The organism is Burkholderia sp. BCC1047 (assembly GCF_902833155.1).
GTDB classification, from domain to species: Bacteria; Pseudomonadota; Gammaproteobacteria; order Burkholderiales; family Burkholderiaceae; genus Burkholderia; species Burkholderia sola.
Map to the genome: position 1 here is coordinate 1 of NZ_CADFEH010000065.1, position 18,984 is coordinate 18,984.

Sequence of the window (18,984 nt, forward strand, 5' to 3'; positions counted from 1 at the left end):
TGCCTACTTCGATGCACGGGGACTGATCTCGATCCGCCGCACGGTGGATCGCCTCCAGAGCATTAACTGAACCGCCGTATGCGGACCCGCACGTACGGTGGTGTGAGAGGGCTGAGGGGGTAACCCCTCACCCTACTCGATGCGGCGCGCAATGCGCCGTCGTTCAGTGCAGCGGGCGTCTGCCGCGCCCGATATCGCGGAACAGCGCTTCCGCCGGTTCCAGCACCTGCAGCCACGTTTCGTCGTAACCGCTCAGCGTGTCGAGCGCGTCGCGCAGCCGTTCGATCGCGAGGACCGGCAGCTCGACGCTGTGACGCGTGGCGCCGGTCAGGTGCGTGACGCTCGCCAGCTGGACGAGCGCATCGGCCGCTTCGGCGACGTCGGTCGCGAACAGCAGGTGCCGGTTGAGCAATTCGACCAGACCGCTGGAACCGGCGAAATCGTCGGCGTCGAGCTGCACGGAGAGAAACGTCGCGTTATTCATTGTCATGGTCCTCGTTGTCGTTGGATCGCGCTGCGCATCACCGAGTATAGGCGGCGATCGAAGCGGACAATATGACGCCGCCGATACGGCAGGCGGCGGTGCGCCTCCGCGACAAACCGCGAGCAGCCACTGGGCGGCCCGCCCGGCCCGGCCAGCAGGCCGCCGGCGCCCGTGCGACGCCGCAAGATTGTTTCCGGATCGGGCAACTGGCGGGGCCTTGACCGCGACAAATGGTATCTTTGCCGATCGGGACGATGCGAAAAAGGGCCGATGAGCGCTTCGCACCACGTTCCGCTGTGGAAACTGACGGCCGCGAAAGCGGTCGGATACTGATTGATCCGGCCGTTCGGCCGGACATCGTGCGTCGCGCGCCGGGGGGCGGTGGGCGGCGCAACGACGCAAATCCGGGAGGACCCTTGAGAGAAACTATTCCCATCCACGACGCGCTCACGCGCTGGCTGCCGCAGGCGGCGCTCGTCGCCGCGGCCATCGCGCTGATGGGCTGCACGATGACGCCGTGGACCGACAGCTGGCAGCCCACGCGCCAGCCGGCGTCCACGTCGGCGGCGACGCCGGGCGTGATTGCCGGTTATTACCGCGTGAACCCCGGCGATACGCTGGCGGGCATCGCGAACGCCTACGGGCAGCGCGTGCAGGACGTTGCCAACTGGAACCGCATGGCGCCCACGGACGCCGTGTCGCCGGGCCAGGTATTGCGGGTTGCGCCGCCGCAGGCCGCCACCTCGTACGGGCAACCGCCCGCGGCGGCCGCCCAGCCGGGCTCGCTCGCATGGCCGGCCACGGGCGTCGTCGCGACGCCGTTCTCGGCCGGCAAGACGCGCGGCGTCGTGATCGCCGCATCCGGGCCCGACCATTCGGTGCGGGCCGCGGCAAACGGGCGCGTCGTGTACGCCGGCACCGGCGTCAAGGCATACGGTCCGCTCGTGATCCTGAAGCACGACAACGGGCTCATCACGGCCTACGGGCACAACGGCAAGCTGCTCGTCAACGAAGGCGACGCGGTGCGTCAGGGCCAGCCGGTCGCCGAAATGGGCGCCGACGCGAGCGGTCGTTCGACGTTCGAATTCGAAGTCCGCCAGAACGGCAAGGTCGTCGATCCGATGAACTTCCTGCCGCGCAACGGCGGCTGATCGTCGGCATCGCCACGTGTGCGCCGGGCGGCGCACACGTTCCCGCCTTTCTCCCCCGCCTCATTCACCTTTCCGCCTTCATCCTTCCTTAAGCGTCGCGCTGCCAGACTGTCTCGCATGATTACCGAGCCAGCAAATGCACAACGCGAGCGCCACCGCGCCGAGCGCGATCAGCGAACACTGGATCGCGACGGGCAGGTAGCCGTGCGGCCGCGGATCGACGAACGGGTAGGGGTACCAGTTCTCCACCGCGCCGCGCACGAGCGTATAGCCGAGATAGACGACCGGAAAGCCGAGCCACGCGAACGCACTGCGGCGCGGAATCGGCGAGCGCGGTTCGACATACAGCCAGTCGCACAGCATCACGAGCGGCACGATCCGGTGCAATACCCAGTTGTTGAACGCCGGCGTGACGTGGAGCAGCGCATCGAGCCGCGCAAGCAGCAGCTCGTAGACGATCGCGGTGATCAGCACGTACAGCACGGCCGCGCCGCGCATCGATTCGTAGCGGGCCGAGCCGGGGCGCGCGATGCGCCACAGCCCCGCGGCCAGTATCGCGGCCGCGTAGAGGCTGCTCAGTTGCGTGAAGTAGCTGAGGTAGTTGCCGAGATGGAAGCTTGGCAGGCGCCAGTAGTCGGCGACGCTGTGCAGCGTGGTGGACACCGCGAGCAACGCGGCGATCAGCCGGTAGGCCGCAACGAAGAACGCTTTGCTCATGATGCCCGCGCGCCGTCGCACCAAAGCTTCATCGTGCCACAGCCGCCCGGGCGCGCGATGCGGATTTTCCATAGGGCAAGCCGTCACGCGGCGCGCGCCGACGATTCATCGGATATTTGACCGCACCGTGCAAAACCGGACGCCCGTGCGGCTACAATCGCCACAGCTTTGCCGGGCGCAGGCCGTTTGCAGTGGGCGCCCCTCCCCGAATACGACACGAGACGAAGCATGAAAAACATCCTCGCGAAACAGACGCGCTACAGCTCGCCCGCGATCTTCTTCCACTGGGCCATCTTCCTGCTGGTTGCGCTGGCCTACCTGGCCATCGAGATCCGCGGACCGAAGGGCAGCGACAGCCGGGCGTTCTGGATGAGCGTGCACCTGACGGCCGGTACGTTCGTCCTCGTGCTATCGGTGCTGCGCGTGCTGTGGCGCGTCGTCAGCCGCGTGCCGGAACCGATTCCGCAGGCGACGCTGCTGCGCTGGCTGTCGAAGCTCGCGCATTGTGCGCTTTACGCGTTCGTCATCGCGCAGCCGCTGCTCGGCATCATGACGATCAACATGGGCGGCAAGCCGGTGTCGCTCGACTGGCTCGGCGTGTCGTTCACGCTGTTCGGCCCCGACAAGGCGCTGCGGCCGACGATCAAGGAGGTGCACGAGCTGATCGGCAATGCGTTCTACTTCGTGATCGGCCTGCATGCGCTGGCCGCGCTCTACCATCATTTCATCCGGCGCGACGACGTGCTGCGCCGCATGATGCCCTGATCGTCCGGCTGCCGGCACGCGCAGTACGCGGGGGCGCATGGTTGTGTTGACAACCATGCGCCCCCGGTTCGTTTACCGTGCGCCCGCACTGGCCATCACGTTGAACATTCTGTAACATCGCGGCTGTTTTTTACATTCCGCTGACTCGTTGCCGTACATGCTGCACCGACATCGTCACCTGACTGCCTGGCTTGGCCTGCTCGCGATCTGGATCGCGATCGCGGCGCCGCTGGTGTCGCAGTGGCGTATCGCCCAGGCGGCCACGCCCGAGGCGATCGTCTGCAGTACCGAGCATGGTGCGCATCGTCCGTCCGATGCGCGCGGCATGCACGATCATGCGCTGCATCTCGACGCGTGCGGCTACTGCGGTTTCTTCGCGCATAGCCCGGCCATCGGCGCGCCTGCCGCCGTGTCGGTCGACTCCCTTCCCGTCGTTTCCGTTTCCGCCGCCGCGTCGCCTGCCGTCGCGGCGCGCGGCGACCGCTATCCGCGCGCCTATCCGCGCGCACCGCCCGAGCGCGCCTGACGCGTTTCTTCCGTTCTTATCACCGCCGATATCCGTGCGACCGTCGAGGCCGCGTGGAGGGCGTCACTCGGGCTTTCGATCATGACCAATTTCCAGTTGCGTGCGCCGCAGGCGCCACGCAATGCCGGTGCGCGGCCTCTGCCGCGCATGCTGAAACTCACCGTTCCCGCGCTGGCCGTCGGCGCGCTGGCCGCGAGCGCTGCCGCCGCCGACACCACGCGGGCTGCCGGTGCGCCGACGGGCGATGCGGCCATGCTGCTGCCGCCCGTCGAAGTCGTCGCGTCGCCGCTATCGACGCCGCTCGTCGTCGTCACCGATCCGAAGGCGCCGCGCCAGCCGCTGCCCGCCAGCGACGGCGCCGATTACCTGAAGACGATTCCGGGCTTCACGTCGATCCGCAGCGGCGGCACGAACGGCGACCCCGTGCTGCGCGGGATGTTCGGATCGCGGCTGAACATCCTCGCGAACGGGATGCCGACGCTCGGCGCGTGCCCGAACCGGATGGATGCGCCGACGTCGTACATCGCGCCGGAAAGCTATGACAAGGTCACCGTCGTGAAGGGGCCGCAGACCGTGCTGTACGGTCCGGGCGCGTCGGCCGGCACCGTGCTGTTCGAACGCGTGACGCCGCGTTTCGAGCGCCCCGGCATGCGCTTCGACGGCAGCCTCGTCGGCGGATCGTTCGGCCGCAACGACCAGAACCTCGACTTGACCGCCGGCACGCCGGACGTCTATGGCCGCGTCACCGCGAACCACGCGCATTCGCAGGACTACCAGGACGGCAACGGTAACACCGTGCCGTCGCAGTGGGACAAATGGAACGCCGATGCCGCGCTCGGCTGGACGCCCGACGACCATACGCGTGTCGAGCTGACCGCCGGCACCGGCGACGGCTATGCGCGCTATGCGGGCCGCGGGATGGACGGCGCGCATTTCCGCCGCGAGACGTTCGGGCTGTCGTTCGACAAGCGGCATCTGGGCGACGTGCTCGACCGGATCGAGGTGCGCGTGTACTACAACGAAGCCGATCACGTGATGGACAACTACACGTTGCGGCAGCCCGACCCGACGAGCAGCATGCCGATGCGCATGGCCGCGGACGTGCGCCGCCGCACGGTCGGCGCGCGTGCGGCCGCGACGTTGCGCTTCGGCGACGACGTCAAGCTCGTCACGGGTGTCGATGCGCAGTCGAACCGGCTCGATTCGCGTTCGTCGATGGGGCGGCAGAACTACGGAAACCAGCCGTGGGATGCGCAGGCGACGATGTGGAATGCGGGCGTGTTCGGCGAGCTGACGTGGTATGCGAGCGACGTCGCGCGCGTGATCGGCGGCGCGCGCGTCGACTATGCGAGCGCACGCGACAAGCGCGCGATGACGCGCGGGATGATGACGAGCAAGCCGAATCCGACGTTCGACGACGATCGGACGAAGGTGCTGCCGAGCGGCTTCGTGCGCTACGAGCGCGATCTCGCGTCGCTGCCCGTCACGTGGTACGCGGGGATCGGCCACGCGGAGCGTTATCCGGACTACTGGGAATTGTTTTCCGCGACGCGCGGGCCGGCCGGTTCGGTCAACGCGTTCTCGGCGGTGCAGCCGGAGAAAACCACCCAGCTCGACGTCGGCGCGCAATACAAGAGCGACCGCTTCGATGCGTGGGTGTCCGCGTACGCGGGCTACGTACAGGACTTCATCCTGTTCAACTATGCGGCCGGCATGATGGGCCCGACCACGCAAGCGACCAACGTCAACGCGCAGATCATGGGCGGCGAAGCCGGCGTGTCGTGGCGGCCGGTTGCGCCGCTGCGCGTCGAGACGTCGCTCGCGTATGCGTGGGGGCGCAACGTGGCGAGCGGCGATCCGCTGCCGCAGATGCCGCCGCTCGAAGCGCGCATCGGGCTCGAATACACGCGCGGCGCATGGTCGACGGGCGGCCTGTGGCGCATCGTTGCACCGCAGCATCGCTATGCGCCGAACGAGGGCAACGTAGTCGGCAAGGACTTCGGCCCGAGCGCCGGATTCGGCGTGCTGTCGCTGCATACGCAGTACAACGTCAGCAAGACCGTGCAGATCTCGGTCGGCGTCGACAACGTGCTGAACAAGGCCTACACCGAGCATTTGAACCTCGCCGGCAATGCCGGTTTCGGCTATCCGGCGAACGCGCCGGTGATGGAGCCGGGGCGTACCGCATGGGTGCGCGTGAGCGCGAAGCTGTAGCGTGCATCGCGCGTGTGCGTCGCAGCATGCGCGTGCCTGGACGCCGCACCGCCCGAACGGGCGGCGCGCGTCAACCGATTAGAGAACCGTATCTAGTCGGGGCGCAAACGTTCGCGAGTCGTGCTTCACTCCCGCATTCGACCCGCGCGGTGCGCGCAATGCGGCGTGCGTGTCGATCCGGTGTCATTCGCACCGGCAGCACAATAATCAGGAGAACATGCATGGCCAGATCGATGCGTTCCAGGGTAATGGCAGGGGCAGTGGCATGCGCGATGAGCGTCGCGCCGTTCGCGGCGACGACCGCGCTGACGACGCTCGCGACGACGCACACGGCGATGGCGGCAACCGCGCCCGCCGACGACTATGCGACGACGCGCTATCCGATCATTCTCGTGCACGGGCTGACCGGCACCGACAAGTATGCGGGCGTACTCGACTACTGGTACGGCATCCAGGAAGACCTGCAGCAGCATGGCGCGACCGTCTACGTCGCGAACCTGTCGGGCTTCCAGAGCGACGACGGCCCGAACGGGCGCGGCGAACAACTGCTCGCTTACGTGAAGACGGTGCTCGCTGCGACCGGCGCGACCAAGGTCAATCTCGTCGGGCACAGCCAGGGCGGGCTGACGTCGCGCTATGTCGCGGCCGTCGCACCCGATCTCGTCGCGTCGGTGACGACGATCGGCACGCCGCATCGCGGCTCCGAGTTCGCCGACTTCGTGCAGGGCGTGCTCGCATACGATCCGACCGGGTTGTCGTCGACGGTGATCGCCGCGTTCGTCAATGTATTCGGGATCCTGACGAACAGCAGCCACAATACGAACCAGGATGCCCTCGCTGCACTGAAGACGCTGACGACCGCGCAGGCCGCTGCCTACAACCAGAACTATCCGAGCGCGGGCCTCGGCGCGCCAGGGAGCTGCCAGACCGGTGCACCGACCGAAACCGTCGGCGGCAACACGCATCTGCTGTATTCGTGGGCCGGCACGGCGATCCAGCCGACGCTTTCCGTGCTCGGCGCGACGGGCGCGACGGACACGAGCACGATTCCGGTGATCGATCCGGCGAACGCGCTCGATCTGTCGACGCTTGCGCTGTATGGAACCGGCACGGTGATGATCAACCGCGGCTCGGGCCAGAACGACGGGCTCGTATCGAAGTGCAGCGCGCTGTACGGCAAGGTGTTGAGCACGAGCTACAAGTGGAACCACATCGACGAGATCAACCAGTTGCTCGGCGTGCGCGGCGCGTATGCGGAAGATCCGGTCGCGGTGATCCGCACGCATGCGAACCGGTTGAAACTCGCGGGCGTGTGATCGATGGCGGCACGTGAAGGGCGCGCGCCGCTGGCGCGGCGCGCGGCGATCTATGGTGTCGTGGGGCTGGCGGCGATTGCCGGCTTCGCGATGTGGAGCGCGGCGGGATCGCATCGCGGCACGGGCGCCGCGGGTGACGTGCCGGATGCGCCCGCGACGGGCCGCGTGGCGGCCGCCGCGCCGCAGCCGGTCGTACCGGCCAGTGCGGGTTTGCCGACGTCGCTCGCCGGTTCCAGCGCGCCGCGCCTGCCGCTCGATGTCGGCGGCCATCTCGCGAAGTCGCGCGCGGTGCGCGATTTCTTCGACTATTGCCTGACCGCGCAGAGCGACCTGAGCGCGGTGGCGCTCGATGCGTTCGTCGTACGCGAGATCGCCGCGCAGCTCGACGGCACGGTCGCGCAGGCCGAGGCGCTCGACGTGTGGCACCGGTATCGCGCGTATCTCGATGCGCTCGCCAAATTGAGCGATGCCGGCGCGGTCGACAAGTCCGACCTGGGCGCGTTGCAGCTCGCGCTCGACCAGCGCGCGTCGATCGCGTATCGCACGCTCGGCGACTGGAGCCAGCCGTTCTTCGGCGCGGAGCAGTGGCGGCAGCGCTACGACCTCGCACGATTGAAGATCACTCAGGATCGCTCATTGACCGACGCGCAGAAGGCCGAGCGGCTCGCGGCGCTCGAGCAGCAGATGCCGGCCGACGAACGGGCGGCGCAGCAGCGGGTGGACCAACAGCGCGCCGCGATCGACCAGATCGCGCAATTGCAGAAGCGCGGCGCGACGCCCGACGCGATGCGCGCGCAACTGACGCAGACGCTCGGCCCCGAGGCCGCCGCGCGCGTCGCGCAGATGCAGCAGGACGATGCGTCGTGGCAGAGCCGTTACGCGGACTACGCGGCGCAGCGTGCGCTGATCGAGTCGGCCGGCCTGTCGCCGCAGGATCGCGACGCGCAGATCGCCGCGCTGCGGCAGCGTGTGTTCACGAAGCCCGGCGAAGCCGTGCGCGCGGCGTCGCTCGATCGCGGCGCGGGCAGCGCGCATTGACGAAGCGGGCGCTGCCGTGTGCCGCAGGCTTCACGCGGCGCGCGTGATGTTCCGCGGCAGATGTTGCTCGATGGTATCGGCCAGCGTGTCGAACGCGGGGCGGATGCCTTCGTGCGCGACGCATGCATAGCCGAGCAGCAAACCCTGCCGCGCGGTGTCGACGTTGCTGTAGTAGCTGGTGAGCGGGCGCACGATCACGCCCGCGTCGAATGCGCTCTGCGTGACCGCGCGATCGTCGCACGCGTCGGGCAGGCCGAGCACCAGATGCAGGCCGGCCTCGTCGCCCATCACCGGCAGCGCGTCGCCGAAGCGCGCGCGGATCGCGTCGATCATCAGTTGCCGGCGCTCGCCGTACAGCGTGCGCATTCGTCTGACGTGCGAAGTGAGGTGGCCGTCCATGATGAATTCGGCGAGCACGGCCTGCTGCATCAGCTGGCCTTCCCGATACAGCTCCGACAGCCCGGTGCGGAAGGTGTCGACCAGATGCTCGGGCACGACCATGTAGCCCATCCGCAACCCCGGGAACAGCATCTTGCCGAGACTGCCGACGTAGATCACGCGGCCCCCCTCGTCGAGTCCCTGCAGCGACGCGAGCGGGCGGCTGCCGTAACGGAATTCGCTGTCGTAGTCGTCCTCGATGATCCAGCAGCGGTGCTGGCGCGCATATTCGAGCAGCATGCGGCGCCGCGCGAGGCTCATCACCATCCCGAGCGGGTACTGGTGCGACGGCGTGACGAGCACGAGCCGCGGCGGATGCTGCATGTCGCTCGCGCGCGGGTCGAGCCCTTCCTGGTCGACCGGCACCGGCGCGAGCGTGAGGCCGGCCGCCTGCAGCACGCTGCGCACGCCCCAGTAGCACGGTTCCTCGACCCACGCGCGATCGCCGATGTCGGACAGCAGCCGCACCGCGAGATCGATCGACTGATGAATACCGGTCGTGATGATCACCTGGTCCGGCGAGCATTTGACCGAGCGTGCGACGCGCAGGTAGTCGGCCAGCGCGCGCCGCAGCGGCCGGTAGCCGCCGCCCGGCGCATAGGTCAGCAGCTCCGGGTTGGCTTCCTTCCACAGTCGCGCCTGCAGCCGGCTCCACGTGCGGCTCGGGAATTCCGACACGTCCGGCACGCCCGGCATGAACGCCCCCCACTGGCGCCGCGACACGCCCGCATGCTCGACCAGTTGCCGCCCGCGCATCGACAGGCTGCGCTGCGCGTCGGGCGGCGGCGGTTCGCCAGTGGCCGACGCCGGCGGCGCGGCGCCCGGCACGCGAATCGCGGCGGCGTCCGGCCGGGTGTCGGCCACGTAGGTGCCGCTGCCGGTCGTCGTCAGCACGTAGCCTTCGGCCGTCAGCTGGTCGTATACGTGCAGCACCGTATTGCGCGCGATCGACAGGTCGCCCGCGAGCGTGCGCGAACTCGGCAGCTTCGTGCCGGGCCCCAATTCGCCGGTCAGGATGGCCTGCTGCATCAGTTGCAGCAGTTGCCGGTACATCGGTTCGGGCGAGCTGCGGTCCAGACGGGCGGACAGCCAGTCGGCGAGGATCACGGTATCCAAAGTGGTCCTACTAGGAATATTGAAATGGTTCCCTAGTATAGAACCGTGCGGGCCGTATAGTGGGTCCATCTCAAAAACGTTTTGTTGCGCAGCAAGGGGACAGCCACGATGAAGTCCGATGATGTGATCGTCAGCTTTCGCGGCGTGCGGAAGACCTACGACGGCGAGACGCTGGTCGTCAAATCGCTCGACCTCGACATCCACCGAGGGGAATTCCTGACGCTGCTCGGGCCGTCCGGCTCGGGCAAGACGACCTGCCTGATGATGCTGGCCGGCTTCGAATTCCCGACCGGCGGCGAGATCCGCCTCGACGGCGAGCTGCTGAACACCGTGCCGCCGCACAAGCGCAACATCGGCATGGTGTTCCAGAACTACGCGCTGTTTCCGCACCTGACGGTCGAGCAGAACGTCGCGTATCCGCTGACGGTGCGCAAGCTGCCGGCCGGCGAGCGCGCGGAGCGCGTCGCGCATGCGCTGAAGATGGTGCAGATGGAACGCTTCGCGAAACGCTATCCGGCGCAACTGTCGGGCGGCCAGCAGCAGCGCATCGCGCTGGCCCGCGCGCTCGTGTTCGAGCCGAAGCTGGTGCTGATGGACGAGCCGCTCGGCGCGCTCGACAAGCAGTTGCGCGAACACATGCAGTACGAACTGAAGGCGCTGCATGAAAAGCTCGGCGTGACCTTCGTGTACGTGACGCACGACCAGGGCGAAGCGCTGACGATGTCCGATCGCGTCGCCGTGTTCGACAAGGGCATCGTGCAGCAGCTCGACACCGTCGACCGCCTGTACGAATCGCCGTGCAACGAATTCGTCGCGAACTTCATCGGCGATAGCAACCGGCTGCGCGGCACCATTGCGCGCGTCGACGGCGAATTCTGCGAATTCCGGCTCGACGACGGCACGAAGCTCGTCGGCCGCCATATCGGCGAAGCCGCCGAGGGCGCGCCGGCCGTCGCGTGCATCCGCCCCGAGCGCATGAGCCTCGCCGCACATGGCTCGAACGGCCCGAATGGCGCGAATGGCGCCGCCGCCAATTGCGTGAGCGGCGAGGCGCGCGGCCTCATCTATTTCGGCGATCACGTGCGCATGCGCTGCGCACTGCCGGGCCAGGACGAATGCTTCGTGAAGGTGCCGCTCGGCACCGGTGCGCTCGACGCGTTTTCGCCCGGCGCACCGATTTCGCTTGCGTTCTCTCCCGAACACCTGCGCGTGTTCGCGTGAGCATGGTTTACCCGGTTTTCCGCAGCACGTCGTCAACAACAAAGCCCACTTCCACCACGAGAGGAGAGGAACCATCATGAAACGAGCAAGCTTTACCGCGCGCCGTACGGCGCTCGCGCTGGCCCTGGTCGCGTTTGGCGCATCGGCCAGCGCTGCCGAACTCACGGTCGTCAACTTCGGCGGCGCGAACGGCGACGCGCAGAAGGCCGCGTTCAACCAGCCGTTCGAGAAGGCGACCGGTAACAAGGTCACGGCCGTCGAGTACAACGGCGAGCAGGCGAAGGTGAAGGCGATGGTCGAGGCGAAGCACGTCAACTGGGACGTGGTCGAAGTCGAGTCGGGCGACCTGAACCGCGGCTGCGACGAAGGGCTGTACGAGAAGCTCGACTGGTCGAAGATCGCGAAGAAATCCGACCTGATTCCGGAAGCGCCGCAGGTGTGCGGCGTGGGCTTCTTCGTGTGGTCGACCGCGCTGTCGTACAACGCGGACAAGCTGAAGTCTGCGCCGACCGGCTGGGCCGATTTCTGGAACGTGAAGAAATTCCCCGGCAAGCGAGGGATGCGCAAGGGCGCGCGGTACAACCTCGAATTCGCGCTGATGGCCGACGGCGTCGCGACGAAGGACGTCTACAAGGTGCTCGGCACGAAGGCCGGCCAGGATCGCGCGTTCAAGAAGCTCGACGAGCTGAAGCCGTACATCCAGTGGTGGGAAGCGGGCGCGCAGCCGCCGCAGTTCCTCGTCGCCGGCGACGTCGTGATGTCGACCGCGTACAACGGCCGCATCGACGCCGCGCAGAAGGAAGGCAAGAACCTGAAGGTCGTGTGGAACGGCAGCATCTACGACCTCGACTACTGGGCGATTCCGAAGGGCTCGCCGAACAAGGCGCTGGCCGAGCAATACATCGCGTATTCGCTGACGCCGAAGCCGCAGCAGGCGTATGCGCAGCACATCGCGTACGGCCCGACGAACGTCGCCGCGATCAAGGCGCTCGATGCGAAGACGCTCGCGAACCTGCCGAACTCGCCGGCCAACGGTAAGAATGCGGTACTGGAGGACATCGGCTTCTGGACCGACCACAGCGACGAGCTCGAACAGCGCTTCGCCGCGTGGGCAACGAAGTAAGCGGTCAGGCATCCTCACGGGTGTCGTGATGCAACCGGCCGCGCGACGCGTCGATCGCGTCGCGCGGCATTCCGCCGGAACGTGCTCGGCCGGAGAGAACTCTTGAATACGATGACGATCGCGCCTTCCTCGCCGTCGACCGCCGCGCTAAAGCGCGAGCTGAAGGCCGCCGAGTCCCGCAAGCGCACGATGGCGCTGCTGCTGATTGCGCCGCTCGCGATTTTCCTGCTGCTGATTTTCGTCGTGCCGATCGGCACGCTGCTCACGCGCGCGGTGCAGAACCCGGAGATCGCGACCGCGTTGCCGAACACGGTCGCCGCGCTGTCGGGCTGGGATCGCGAGACGCCGCCGGCGGATGCGGCCTATGTCGCGCTCGCGGCCGACATGACGAAGGTGTCCGACAGCGAAGCGATGGGCGCGCTCGCACGGCGCCTGAACACCGAGATTCCCGGCTATCGCTCGCTCGTCGCGAAGACGGCGCGCGCGATGCCGCTGAAGGGCGACAATGACGCGGCGCTGACGCCGGCGCAGACGCGCGCGAAATTCATCGATCTCGATGCGCGCTGGGGCGACGTCGCGTACTGGCAGTCGATTGCGAAGAACGGCAGCCAGGTGTCGCCGTTCTATCTGCTCGCCGCGCTCGACCACAAGCAGGACGGCTTCGGCCACATCGTGCAGGCCGACCCCGACCAGTCGATCTACGTCGCGATCTTCGGCCGCACGTTCGTGATCGGCGTGGCCGTCACGCTGTTCGCGCTGCTGCTCGGCTATCCGCTCGCATACTGGATCTCGACGCTGTCGGAACGACGCGCGAACCTCGTGATGATCCTCGTGCTGATTCCGTTCTGGACGTCGGTGCTCGTGCGCGTCGCCGCGTGGATCGTGCTGCTGCAGAGCGAAGGGCTGATCAACACGGCGCTGCTCGGCAGCGGGCTGATCTCGCATCCGCTGACGCTGCTGTTCAATCGCGTCGGCGTGTATATCTCGATGACGCACATCCTGCTGCCGTTCATGATCCTGCCGCTCTACAGCGTGATGAAGTCGATTCCGCCGACCTACCAGCGCGCGGCCGTGTCGCTCGGCAGCCATCCGTTCGCCGCGTTCTGGCGCGTGTACGTGCCGCAGACCTATCCGGGCGTCGGCGCGGGCGCGCTGCTCGTGTTCATCCTCGCGATTGGCTACTACATCACGCCCGCGCTGCTCGGCGGGCCGAACGACCAGATGGTCAGCTACTACGTCGCGTACTTCACGAACGTGACGATCAACTGGGGCATGGCGTGTGCGCTCGGCGGGCTGCTGCTCGCGGCGACGCTCGTGCTGTATGCGGTGTACGGGCGCTTCACGCGCACCAACGTGAGCCTCGGCTGAGCGCCGGGCACAGGGAAACGGGAAGGGGATGCCGACCATGAAACTCGCCAGGCCGCTGTTCGCGCCGCACATGTCGTTCGTCGAGCGCGCGTGGTACGTCGCGCTGCGCGTGCTCGTCGTGCTGACGCTGCTGTACCTGATCCTGCCGGTGCTCGCGATCGTGCCGCTGTCGTTCTCGTCGAGCACGTTCCTCGTCTATCCGATCCCCGGTTTTTCGACGCGCTGGTACGAGAACCTGCTCGCATCGGACGAATGGCGGATGGCCGCGAAAAACAGCTTCATCGTCGCGCCGTCGGCGACCGTCGTCGCGACGGTGCTCGGCACGCTCGCGGCCATCGGCCTGACGAAAGCCGACTTCCGCGGCAAAGGGCTGCTGATGGCCGTGCTGCTGTCGCCGATGATCGTGCCGGTCGTCGTGGTCGGCGTCGGCATGTACCTGTTCTTCGCGCCGCTCGGGCTCGCGAATACCTACACGGGGCTGATCGCCGCGCACGCGGCGCTCGGCGTGCCGTTCGTCGTGACGACGGTGGCCGCGACGCTGCAGGGCTTCAACCATAACCTCGTGCGCGCGAGCCTGTCGCTCGGCGCGAATCCGGTCACGACGTTCTTCCGCGTGACGCTGCCGGTGATCGCGCCGGGCGTGATGTCGGGCGCACTGTTCGCGTTCGCGACGTCGTTCGACGAAGTGGTCGTCACGCTGTTCCTCGCGGGCGCCGACCAGACGACGCTGCCGCGCCAGATGTTCACGGGCATCCGCGAGAACATCAGTCCGACGATCGCTGCGCTCGCCACGATCCTGATCATCTTCTCGACGAGCCTGCTGCTCGCGCTCGAATGGCTGCGCGGCCGCAATGCGCGGCGTGCGGTGTCGTGACTTGATCGACCTGACGTGATGGCGCGACGGCGTCGCCGGCAGCCGCGGCCGGGCCGGCCGCCGGCGACGACACGACGAAGCTGCGCGCGAGCCCGACAGGCCGCTCGGCAGCCGCCGGATCGTCGATCGTTGTGCACTCAACGATGCCGCGCGCCAGGCACGGCATCCCGCAAGCTTTCGTTTCGCTGACTGATGAAGCGGCCGCCTGCACGTTCGATGCGGCTCTGCAACAATACGGATCGCGGCAACGCGCGCGCCGGTCTTGCCGTCCGGTACGCCCGCCGCCGCACCGCTCAATCCGCGACGCCGCGCGTCGCTCGTCAGCCGAGCCCATCTTGTCCGAATTTGCTTCCCCCGCCGGCGCGCACGAGCCGGCCGTCAACTGGCGCGCGATGTCCGCCGTGCTGCTGGCCGTCGCGCTCGCGACGCTCGACACCGCGATCGCGAACACCGCGCTGCCCGCCATCGCGACCGACCTGCATGCGTCGCCGGCCGCGTCCGTGTGGATCATCAACGCATACCAGCTCGCGATGGTCGCGACGCTGCTGCCGTTCGCGTCGCTCGGCGACATCGTCGGCCACAAGCGCGTGTATGTCGCCGGGCTGGCGGTGTTCACGCTGGCGTCGCTCGGCTGTTCGCTCGCGTCGACGCTGCCGATGCTGACGGCCGCGCGCATCGTGCAGGGCTTCGGCGCGAGCGCGATCATGAGCGTCAACGTCGCGCTGATCCGCGGCCTGTTTCCCGCGCACCGGCTCGGGCGCGGCGTCGGCTTCAACGCGCTCGTCGTCGGCGTGTCGTTCGCGGTGGGGCCGACGATCGCGTCGCTGATCCTGTCGGTGGCCGCGTGGCCGTGGCTGTTCGCGGTGAACGTGCCGCTCGGCGTGTTCGCGCTCGCGGTGGCGATGCCGTCGCTGCCGCAGACGGCGCGCGGCAAGCATGCATTCGATCCGGTAGCCGCGCTGTTCAACGTGATCACGTTCGCGTCGCTGATTTTCGCGCTCGGCGAATTCGCGCAGCGCGGGCCGCTCTCCGTCGTGTTCGCCGCGGCCGCGGTGGCATTCGCATTCGGCTGGCTGCTGATCCGCCGCCAGGCCGGGCATCCGGCGCCGATGCTGCCGGTCGACCTGTTCCGCCGGCCCGTGTTCACGCTGTCCGCGCTGACCGCCGTCTGCGCGTTCGCCGCGCAGGGGCTCGCGTTCGTGTCGCTGCCGTTCTATTTCGAAACCGTCCTGCATCGCAGTGCGGTCGAGACGGGATTCCTGATGACGCCGTGGTCGGCGATCGTCGCGCTCGCCGCGCCGATCGCGGGGCGGCTGTCGGACCGTTATCCACCCGGGCTGCTCGGCGCGATCGGCCTCGCGTTGCTGAGTGCGGGGATGGTGTCGCTTGCCGCGCTGCCGGTGTCGCCGGGCGTCGTCGACATCGGCTGGCGAATGATGCTGTGCGGCGCGGGCTTCGGCTTCTTCCAGTCGCCGAACCTGAAAGCGCTGATGTCGAGCGCGCCGCCCGAACGCAGCGGCGGCGCGAGCGGGATCATCGCGACCGCACGGCTGATCGGGCAGGCGACGGGTGCGGCGCTGGTTGCGCTGTCGTTCGGGATCGCGGGCCGCCACGGGCCGACGCTTGCGTTGATGCTCGGTGCGGGTTTCGCGGGCGCGGCGAGCGTCGCGAGTGGGCTGCGGCTGTTCGCGCCGTCGCATCGGGCCGGCGCGCCGGTCGTGTCGGAACGCGTGGAGGAGCCGGCGACGGAGTAGCGCGCGGGACGGTCACAACCGGCGCGCGGCAAGCGATCGCCGCGCGCCGGTCTTCATGCATCGCTCAGAACCCACCCGACTTGATCAGCTGGTTGAGGTTCGCGATGTTCAGGCTGCCGAAGCCGGTCGTCAGATCCCAGCCGGTGCCGGCCTTGTAGCCATACCCCTGGTAGCCGTTGTTGCCCGACACGACGTCGTAGCGCACGAGCGACGGATGCGACGGAATGTCCGCATAGAAGTTGCCGGCCGGGAAGCCGAGGCCCGTGCCGTTCGCCGCGAGCAGACGTGCCCAGAAGCCCGTGAAGATCGGCGCGGCGAGGCTCGTGCCGCCGATCTGCTGCAACTGACCGTAATTGTAGATGTACGCGCCCGTGCTTTGCGCGGCATCGAACGCGACGTCCGGCAGCCGGCGATTGCTGCCCGACTGCCACGACGGTGCGGGCAGGATCGTGCTGACGCCGCCGCCCGTCGCCCACAGCTTGCCGTTCGAATCGAGCCCTTCGTTCCACACCGTCTCGTTCGAGAACGCGCCGGCCGACGTCGTATAGAGCGTCGTGCCGCCGATCGCGAGCACGTGCGGCGACGAAGCCGGCCACGACACCGTGTAGTTCGAGCTGTCCGGATAGCCGCGGTTGTTGCACTCGTACACGCCTTCGTCGCCCGACGATACCGAGAACGTCTGGCCCTGCGCGGCGGCCGTCGTGAAGATCTGCTCCTCGGCGTCGAGCGTGCCGTCCGCGTCCGCATCGGTTTCGCACCAGCCGAGCGACACGTTGATCACCTTCGCGGTGTTGTCCGACACCGCGCGGTTGAACGCCTGCGTGAGGCCCGTGTTGCCGGCGGCGTTCAGGTCCGCCATGTAGAACACCAGCTTGCCGACCTGGCCGCCGGCCGAGCCGACGATCGACTGGCTGTCGAGATCCCATTCGCCCTGGCCGTCCTGGTCGTCGCTGTAGCTGCCGCCCGTGCCGTTGGTCTTGACGGTCTGCGTCGTGACCGTGCCGTAGCCGTTGCTCGACGTGAACTGCTTCAGGTCCTGCAGCGTTTGCGACACGCCGCCGATCGTGATGATGCCGACGGTCACGCCGGCCGCGGTCGGCACGCCGGTCGCGTTGTAGAGGCCCGGGAATTCCTTCGGATAGTGGCCCGTCGCCGTGCCGGCCGCGAGCGCCTGCGGCTTCGCCACGTTGCCGATGCGCAGCATCGGCCGCGCCCGCGCGACACTTTGCAGCCCGAGCACCGAGCCGACCACGTCGCCGAGCGCGCGCGGCACTTGCGCGGTCGACGTATTGGCGAAGCCCGAACGGCCCGCGTACGCGAAGTGCACGAGCGACGTGTTGAACGCGGCCTTCACCGTGCCGGCCGTGCCGCTGGCGGAGACCAGCAGCCGGTTCGGCGCGACTTCGACGTTCGTGAAGCCGCTCTTGTGCAGATAGTCGACGACCGATTTCACCTGCGCGTCGGTCGGTGCGTAGTTCGCGAGGAACTGCTCGTGCGTCAGGTACTGGCGGTAATGTGCGCTGCCGGGCCGGTTCACGTCGCGCGCCAGTTGCTTGAGCTGCGCGGCGTTGCGCAGCTTCAGGCTGACGACGACGTTGGTGGTTTCACCGGCTGCCAGTTCGAGCGACGGCGCCGCACTGCGCGCCATCAACTGCGGGCCGGTCAGAAAGGCCTTCGTATGGGTATCGACCCAATCCGTCGCCGCGTGCGCCGCGGCGGCGGCGAACACGAGCGGTGCCACGCACGCAAGGCGGCGGGGCGACGGAAGGGGAAGGGCAAACCACGCGTTCCTTTTCATCGGGAGTCCTTTTTTAGGAGAGGCGACGTTACTGGAACCCTCGGCCCTTGTGGGGCCGCGAGCGGTGACGAGCGTAGGGCGTCGATGCCGTTCGGGTAGCTGCCATTTTCCATAGCTGTCAGTTCTGACAACGGGGTGCATCACTGCACGCGTGGCGTCGTGCGCGACGGTAATGGCGGGCCGGTGAGCGGAACCGGTTCGCGGCACGGCGGCGCGGCAACACGCGTCGCTCACACGCACGAGTGGTTCGTTGCAGCATCGGAATGCGCGCGGTCGCGGAGGGAAGCGGTGTGTGGATGCATGGCGTTTGCGTGTCAATGGCGGCGCGCCGTATCGCACTATGTGGTCATTGGAAGCGACTCGTCAGGTACCGCTTCGCGCAGGCACAACAACGGGGCAGGCGGACCCCAAACGTTTCCCGAACTGTGGAACAGCGCATCGGCCAGTCTTGCAGGCCGCTTTCGGATCGCGCGTCGGCATCGCGGATTAGAGGAAATATTCGAACGTAATGAGTGGAACCCTAGCTGTTCCGGGGGAACGAAGCTGCCGTTACGTGGCGGGCCGGGTACGGTCGCAATGAAATCGGTAGCGCTCGCCTACGTCCGATTTCCACCGTCGCTCCATTTGGACTCGATCTTCGGGAGGCTCGGACATGTCGCGTGGCGAACGGCTATGAGTCAGCTGCGTGGTTACGACCGAGAAAATCGGTATCAGAAAACACGGAATCCACTTCGCTACATCGGGACGCGTGAATGGATTCGGCTTCAAATCCCGGTTCTTACCAATTTCATATTCGTCCTATGGCGGCTTTGTCCCTTGCTCGGTTAAAGTCGCGCGGCCTATTCCGCAAACGTTTTCGGAGGCTTGATTGACCCCGAGCACGGCCAATTTCGACACGCCCGCACGTGCGGGTATCGACATCCATCAGTTCTATAGTGTTGATTTGCATGGAATCCTGACCCACGATTTGCATTGAATTCTGACCCACCCCTTGGACCAGCTTTGCGGGTTATTCGGTGGGTATCTGGGTCTTCTTTCTCTCCTTTTTTGGCTGTGTCGTGCTGTTTCTGAAACGATAGCT

15 protein-coding genes are annotated in these 18,984 nt (G+C 67.4%); 11 read left to right on the forward strand and 4 right to left on the reverse strand.

What is annotated here, in order from left to right; genetic code table 11:
* Nucleotides 1–163: 163 nt before the first annotated feature.
* Nucleotides 164–484: a hypothetical protein gene (locus tag HWX55_RS35285; RefSeq protein WP_011694691.1), complete on the reverse strand. Its 321-nt coding sequence runs from the start codon at nt 482–484 to the stop codon at nt 164–166.
* A gap of 416 nt (nt 485–900) precedes the next feature.
* On the opposite strand from HWX55_RS35285, the gene HWX55_RS35290 reads away from it, so the two are divergent.
* Complete coding sequence (locus tag HWX55_RS35290; protein ID WP_175979023.1) at nt 901–1,635, forward strand: M23 family metallopeptidase; 735 nt, start codon at nt 901–903, stop codon at nt 1,633–1,635.
* Between the two features lie 78 nt (nt 1,636–1,713).
* On the opposite strand, the gene HWX55_RS35295 is transcribed toward HWX55_RS35290, so the two are convergent.
* Entirely contained in the window at nt 1,714–2,352 is a 639-nt protein-coding gene (locus HWX55_RS35295) for a Pr6Pr family membrane protein (RefSeq protein ID WP_089489725.1), read from the reverse strand.
* 228 nt (nt 2,353–2,580) lie between these two features.
* Here HWX55_RS35295 and HWX55_RS35300 point away from each other — a divergent pair, with 228 nt between their 5' ends.
* From HWX55_RS35300 to HWX55_RS35320, 5 genes are all read left to right on the forward strand, one after another.
* Nucleotides 2,581–3,117 (forward strand): cytochrome b, encoded by a 537-nt coding sequence (locus HWX55_RS35300; protein WP_175979024.1) that lies wholly within the window; start codon nt 2,581–2,583, stop codon nt 3,115–3,117.
* Between the two features lie 157 nt (nt 3,118–3,274).
* Entirely contained in the window at nt 3,275–3,643 is a 369-nt protein-coding gene (locus HWX55_RS35305) for a DUF2946 domain-containing protein (RefSeq protein ID WP_175979025.1), read from the forward strand.
* Nucleotides 3,644–3,724: 81 nt separating this feature from the next.
* A complete protein-coding gene (locus HWX55_RS35310; RefSeq protein WP_175979026.1) occupies nt 3,725–5,857 on the forward strand; it encodes a TonB-dependent copper receptor in 2,133 nt (710 codons plus the stop codon).
* Between the two features lie 221 nt (nt 5,858–6,078).
* Nucleotides 6,079–7,173 carry a triacylglycerol lipase gene (locus HWX55_RS35315; protein ID WP_175979027.1) on the forward strand — a complete coding sequence of 365 codons (1,095 nt, stop codon included), beginning with the start codon at nt 6,079–6,081 and terminating at the stop codon, nt 7,171–7,173.
* 3 nt (nt 7,174–7,176) lie between these two features.
* Nucleotides 7,177–8,211, forward strand: coding sequence for a lipase secretion chaperone (locus HWX55_RS35320; protein ID WP_175979028.1), 1,035 nt, complete (start codon nt 7,177–7,179; stop codon nt 8,209–8,211).
* Between the two features lie 30 nt (nt 8,212–8,241).
* Here the strand turns inward: HWX55_RS35320 and HWX55_RS35325 are convergent, their stop codons facing one another.
* A complete protein-coding gene (locus HWX55_RS35325) occupies nt 8,242–9,765 on the reverse strand; it encodes a PLP-dependent aminotransferase family protein (protein ID WP_175979029.1) in 1,524 nt (507 codons plus the stop codon).
* 108 nt (nt 9,766–9,873) lie between these two features.
* Here HWX55_RS35325 and HWX55_RS35330 point away from each other — a divergent pair, with 108 nt between their 5' ends.
* The 5 genes from HWX55_RS35330 (at nt 9,874) to HWX55_RS35350 (ending at nt 16,105) form a co-directional block, all read left to right on the forward strand.
* Entirely contained in the window at nt 9,874–10,986 is a 1,113-nt protein-coding gene (locus HWX55_RS35330) for an ABC transporter ATP-binding protein (RefSeq protein ID WP_175979030.1), read from the forward strand.
* A gap of 76 nt (nt 10,987–11,062) precedes the next feature.
* Nucleotides 11,063–12,109, forward strand: coding sequence for an ABC transporter substrate-binding protein (locus tag HWX55_RS35335; RefSeq protein WP_050011301.1), 1,047 nt, complete (start codon nt 11,063–11,065; stop codon nt 12,107–12,109).
* Nucleotides 12,110–12,220: 111 nt separating this feature from the next.
* On the forward strand, nt 12,221–13,477 hold the full coding sequence (locus tag HWX55_RS35340) for an ABC transporter permease (protein WP_175979033.1): 1,257 nt from the start codon (nt 12,221–12,223) through the stop codon (nt 13,475–13,477).
* 37 nt (nt 13,478–13,514) lie between these two features.
* Complete coding sequence (locus tag HWX55_RS35345) at nt 13,515–14,351, forward strand: ABC transporter permease (protein WP_050011405.1); 837 nt, start codon at nt 13,515–13,517, stop codon at nt 14,349–14,351.
* A gap of 335 nt (nt 14,352–14,686) precedes the next feature.
* Nucleotides 14,687–16,105: an MFS transporter gene (locus tag HWX55_RS35350; RefSeq protein ID WP_175979031.1), complete on the forward strand. Its 1,419-nt coding sequence runs from the start codon at nt 14,687–14,689 to the stop codon at nt 16,103–16,105.
* Nucleotides 16,106–16,169: 64 nt separating this feature from the next.
* On the opposite strand, the gene HWX55_RS35355 is transcribed toward HWX55_RS35350, so the two are convergent.
* Nucleotides 16,170–17,903: a S53 family peptidase gene (locus HWX55_RS35355; protein WP_175979032.1), complete on the reverse strand. Its 1,734-nt coding sequence runs from the start codon at nt 17,901–17,903 to the stop codon at nt 16,170–16,172.
* Nucleotides 17,904–18,984 lie beyond the last annotated feature (1,081 nt).

Excerpts from the sequence above, each read along its gene's own strand:
- HWX55_RS35285 (WP_011694691.1), bottom strand. The coding sequence starts at position 484 with ATGAATAACGCGACGTTTCTCTCCGTGCAGCTCGACGCCGACGATTTC.
- HWX55_RS35295 (WP_089489725.1), bottom strand. The coding sequence starts at position 2,352 with ATGAGCAAAGCGTTCTTCGTTGCGGCCTACCGGCTGATCGCCGCGTTG.
- HWX55_RS35300 (WP_175979024.1), top strand. The coding sequence starts at position 2,581 with ATGAAAAACATCCTCGCGAAACAGACGCGCTACAGCTCGCCCGCGATC.
- HWX55_RS35305 (WP_175979025.1), top strand. The coding sequence starts at position 3,275 with ATGCTGCACCGACATCGTCACCTGACTGCCTGGCTTGGCCTGCTCGCG.
- HWX55_RS35310 (WP_175979026.1), top strand. The coding sequence starts at position 3,725 with ATGACCAATTTCCAGTTGCGTGCGCCGCAGGCGCCACGCAATGCCGGT.
- HWX55_RS35315 (WP_175979027.1), top strand. The coding sequence starts at position 6,079 with ATGGCCAGATCGATGCGTTCCAGGGTAATGGCAGGGGCAGTGGCATGC.
- HWX55_RS35320 (WP_175979028.1), top strand. The coding sequence starts at position 7,177 with ATGGCGGCACGTGAAGGGCGCGCGCCGCTGGCGCGGCGCGCGGCGATC.
- HWX55_RS35330 (WP_175979030.1), top strand. The coding sequence starts at position 9,874 with ATGAAGTCCGATGATGTGATCGTCAGCTTTCGCGGCGTGCGGAAGACC.
- HWX55_RS35335 (WP_050011301.1), top strand. The coding sequence starts at position 11,063 with ATGAAACGAGCAAGCTTTACCGCGCGCCGTACGGCGCTCGCGCTGGCC.
- HWX55_RS35340 (WP_175979033.1), top strand. The coding sequence starts at position 12,221 with ATGACGATCGCGCCTTCCTCGCCGTCGACCGCCGCGCTAAAGCGCGAG.
- HWX55_RS35345 (WP_050011405.1), top strand. The coding sequence starts at position 13,515 with ATGAAACTCGCCAGGCCGCTGTTCGCGCCGCACATGTCGTTCGTCGAG.
- HWX55_RS35355 (WP_175979032.1), bottom strand. The coding sequence starts at position 17,903 with ATGAAAAGGAACGCGTGGTTTGCCCTTCCCCTTCCGTCGCCCCGCCGC.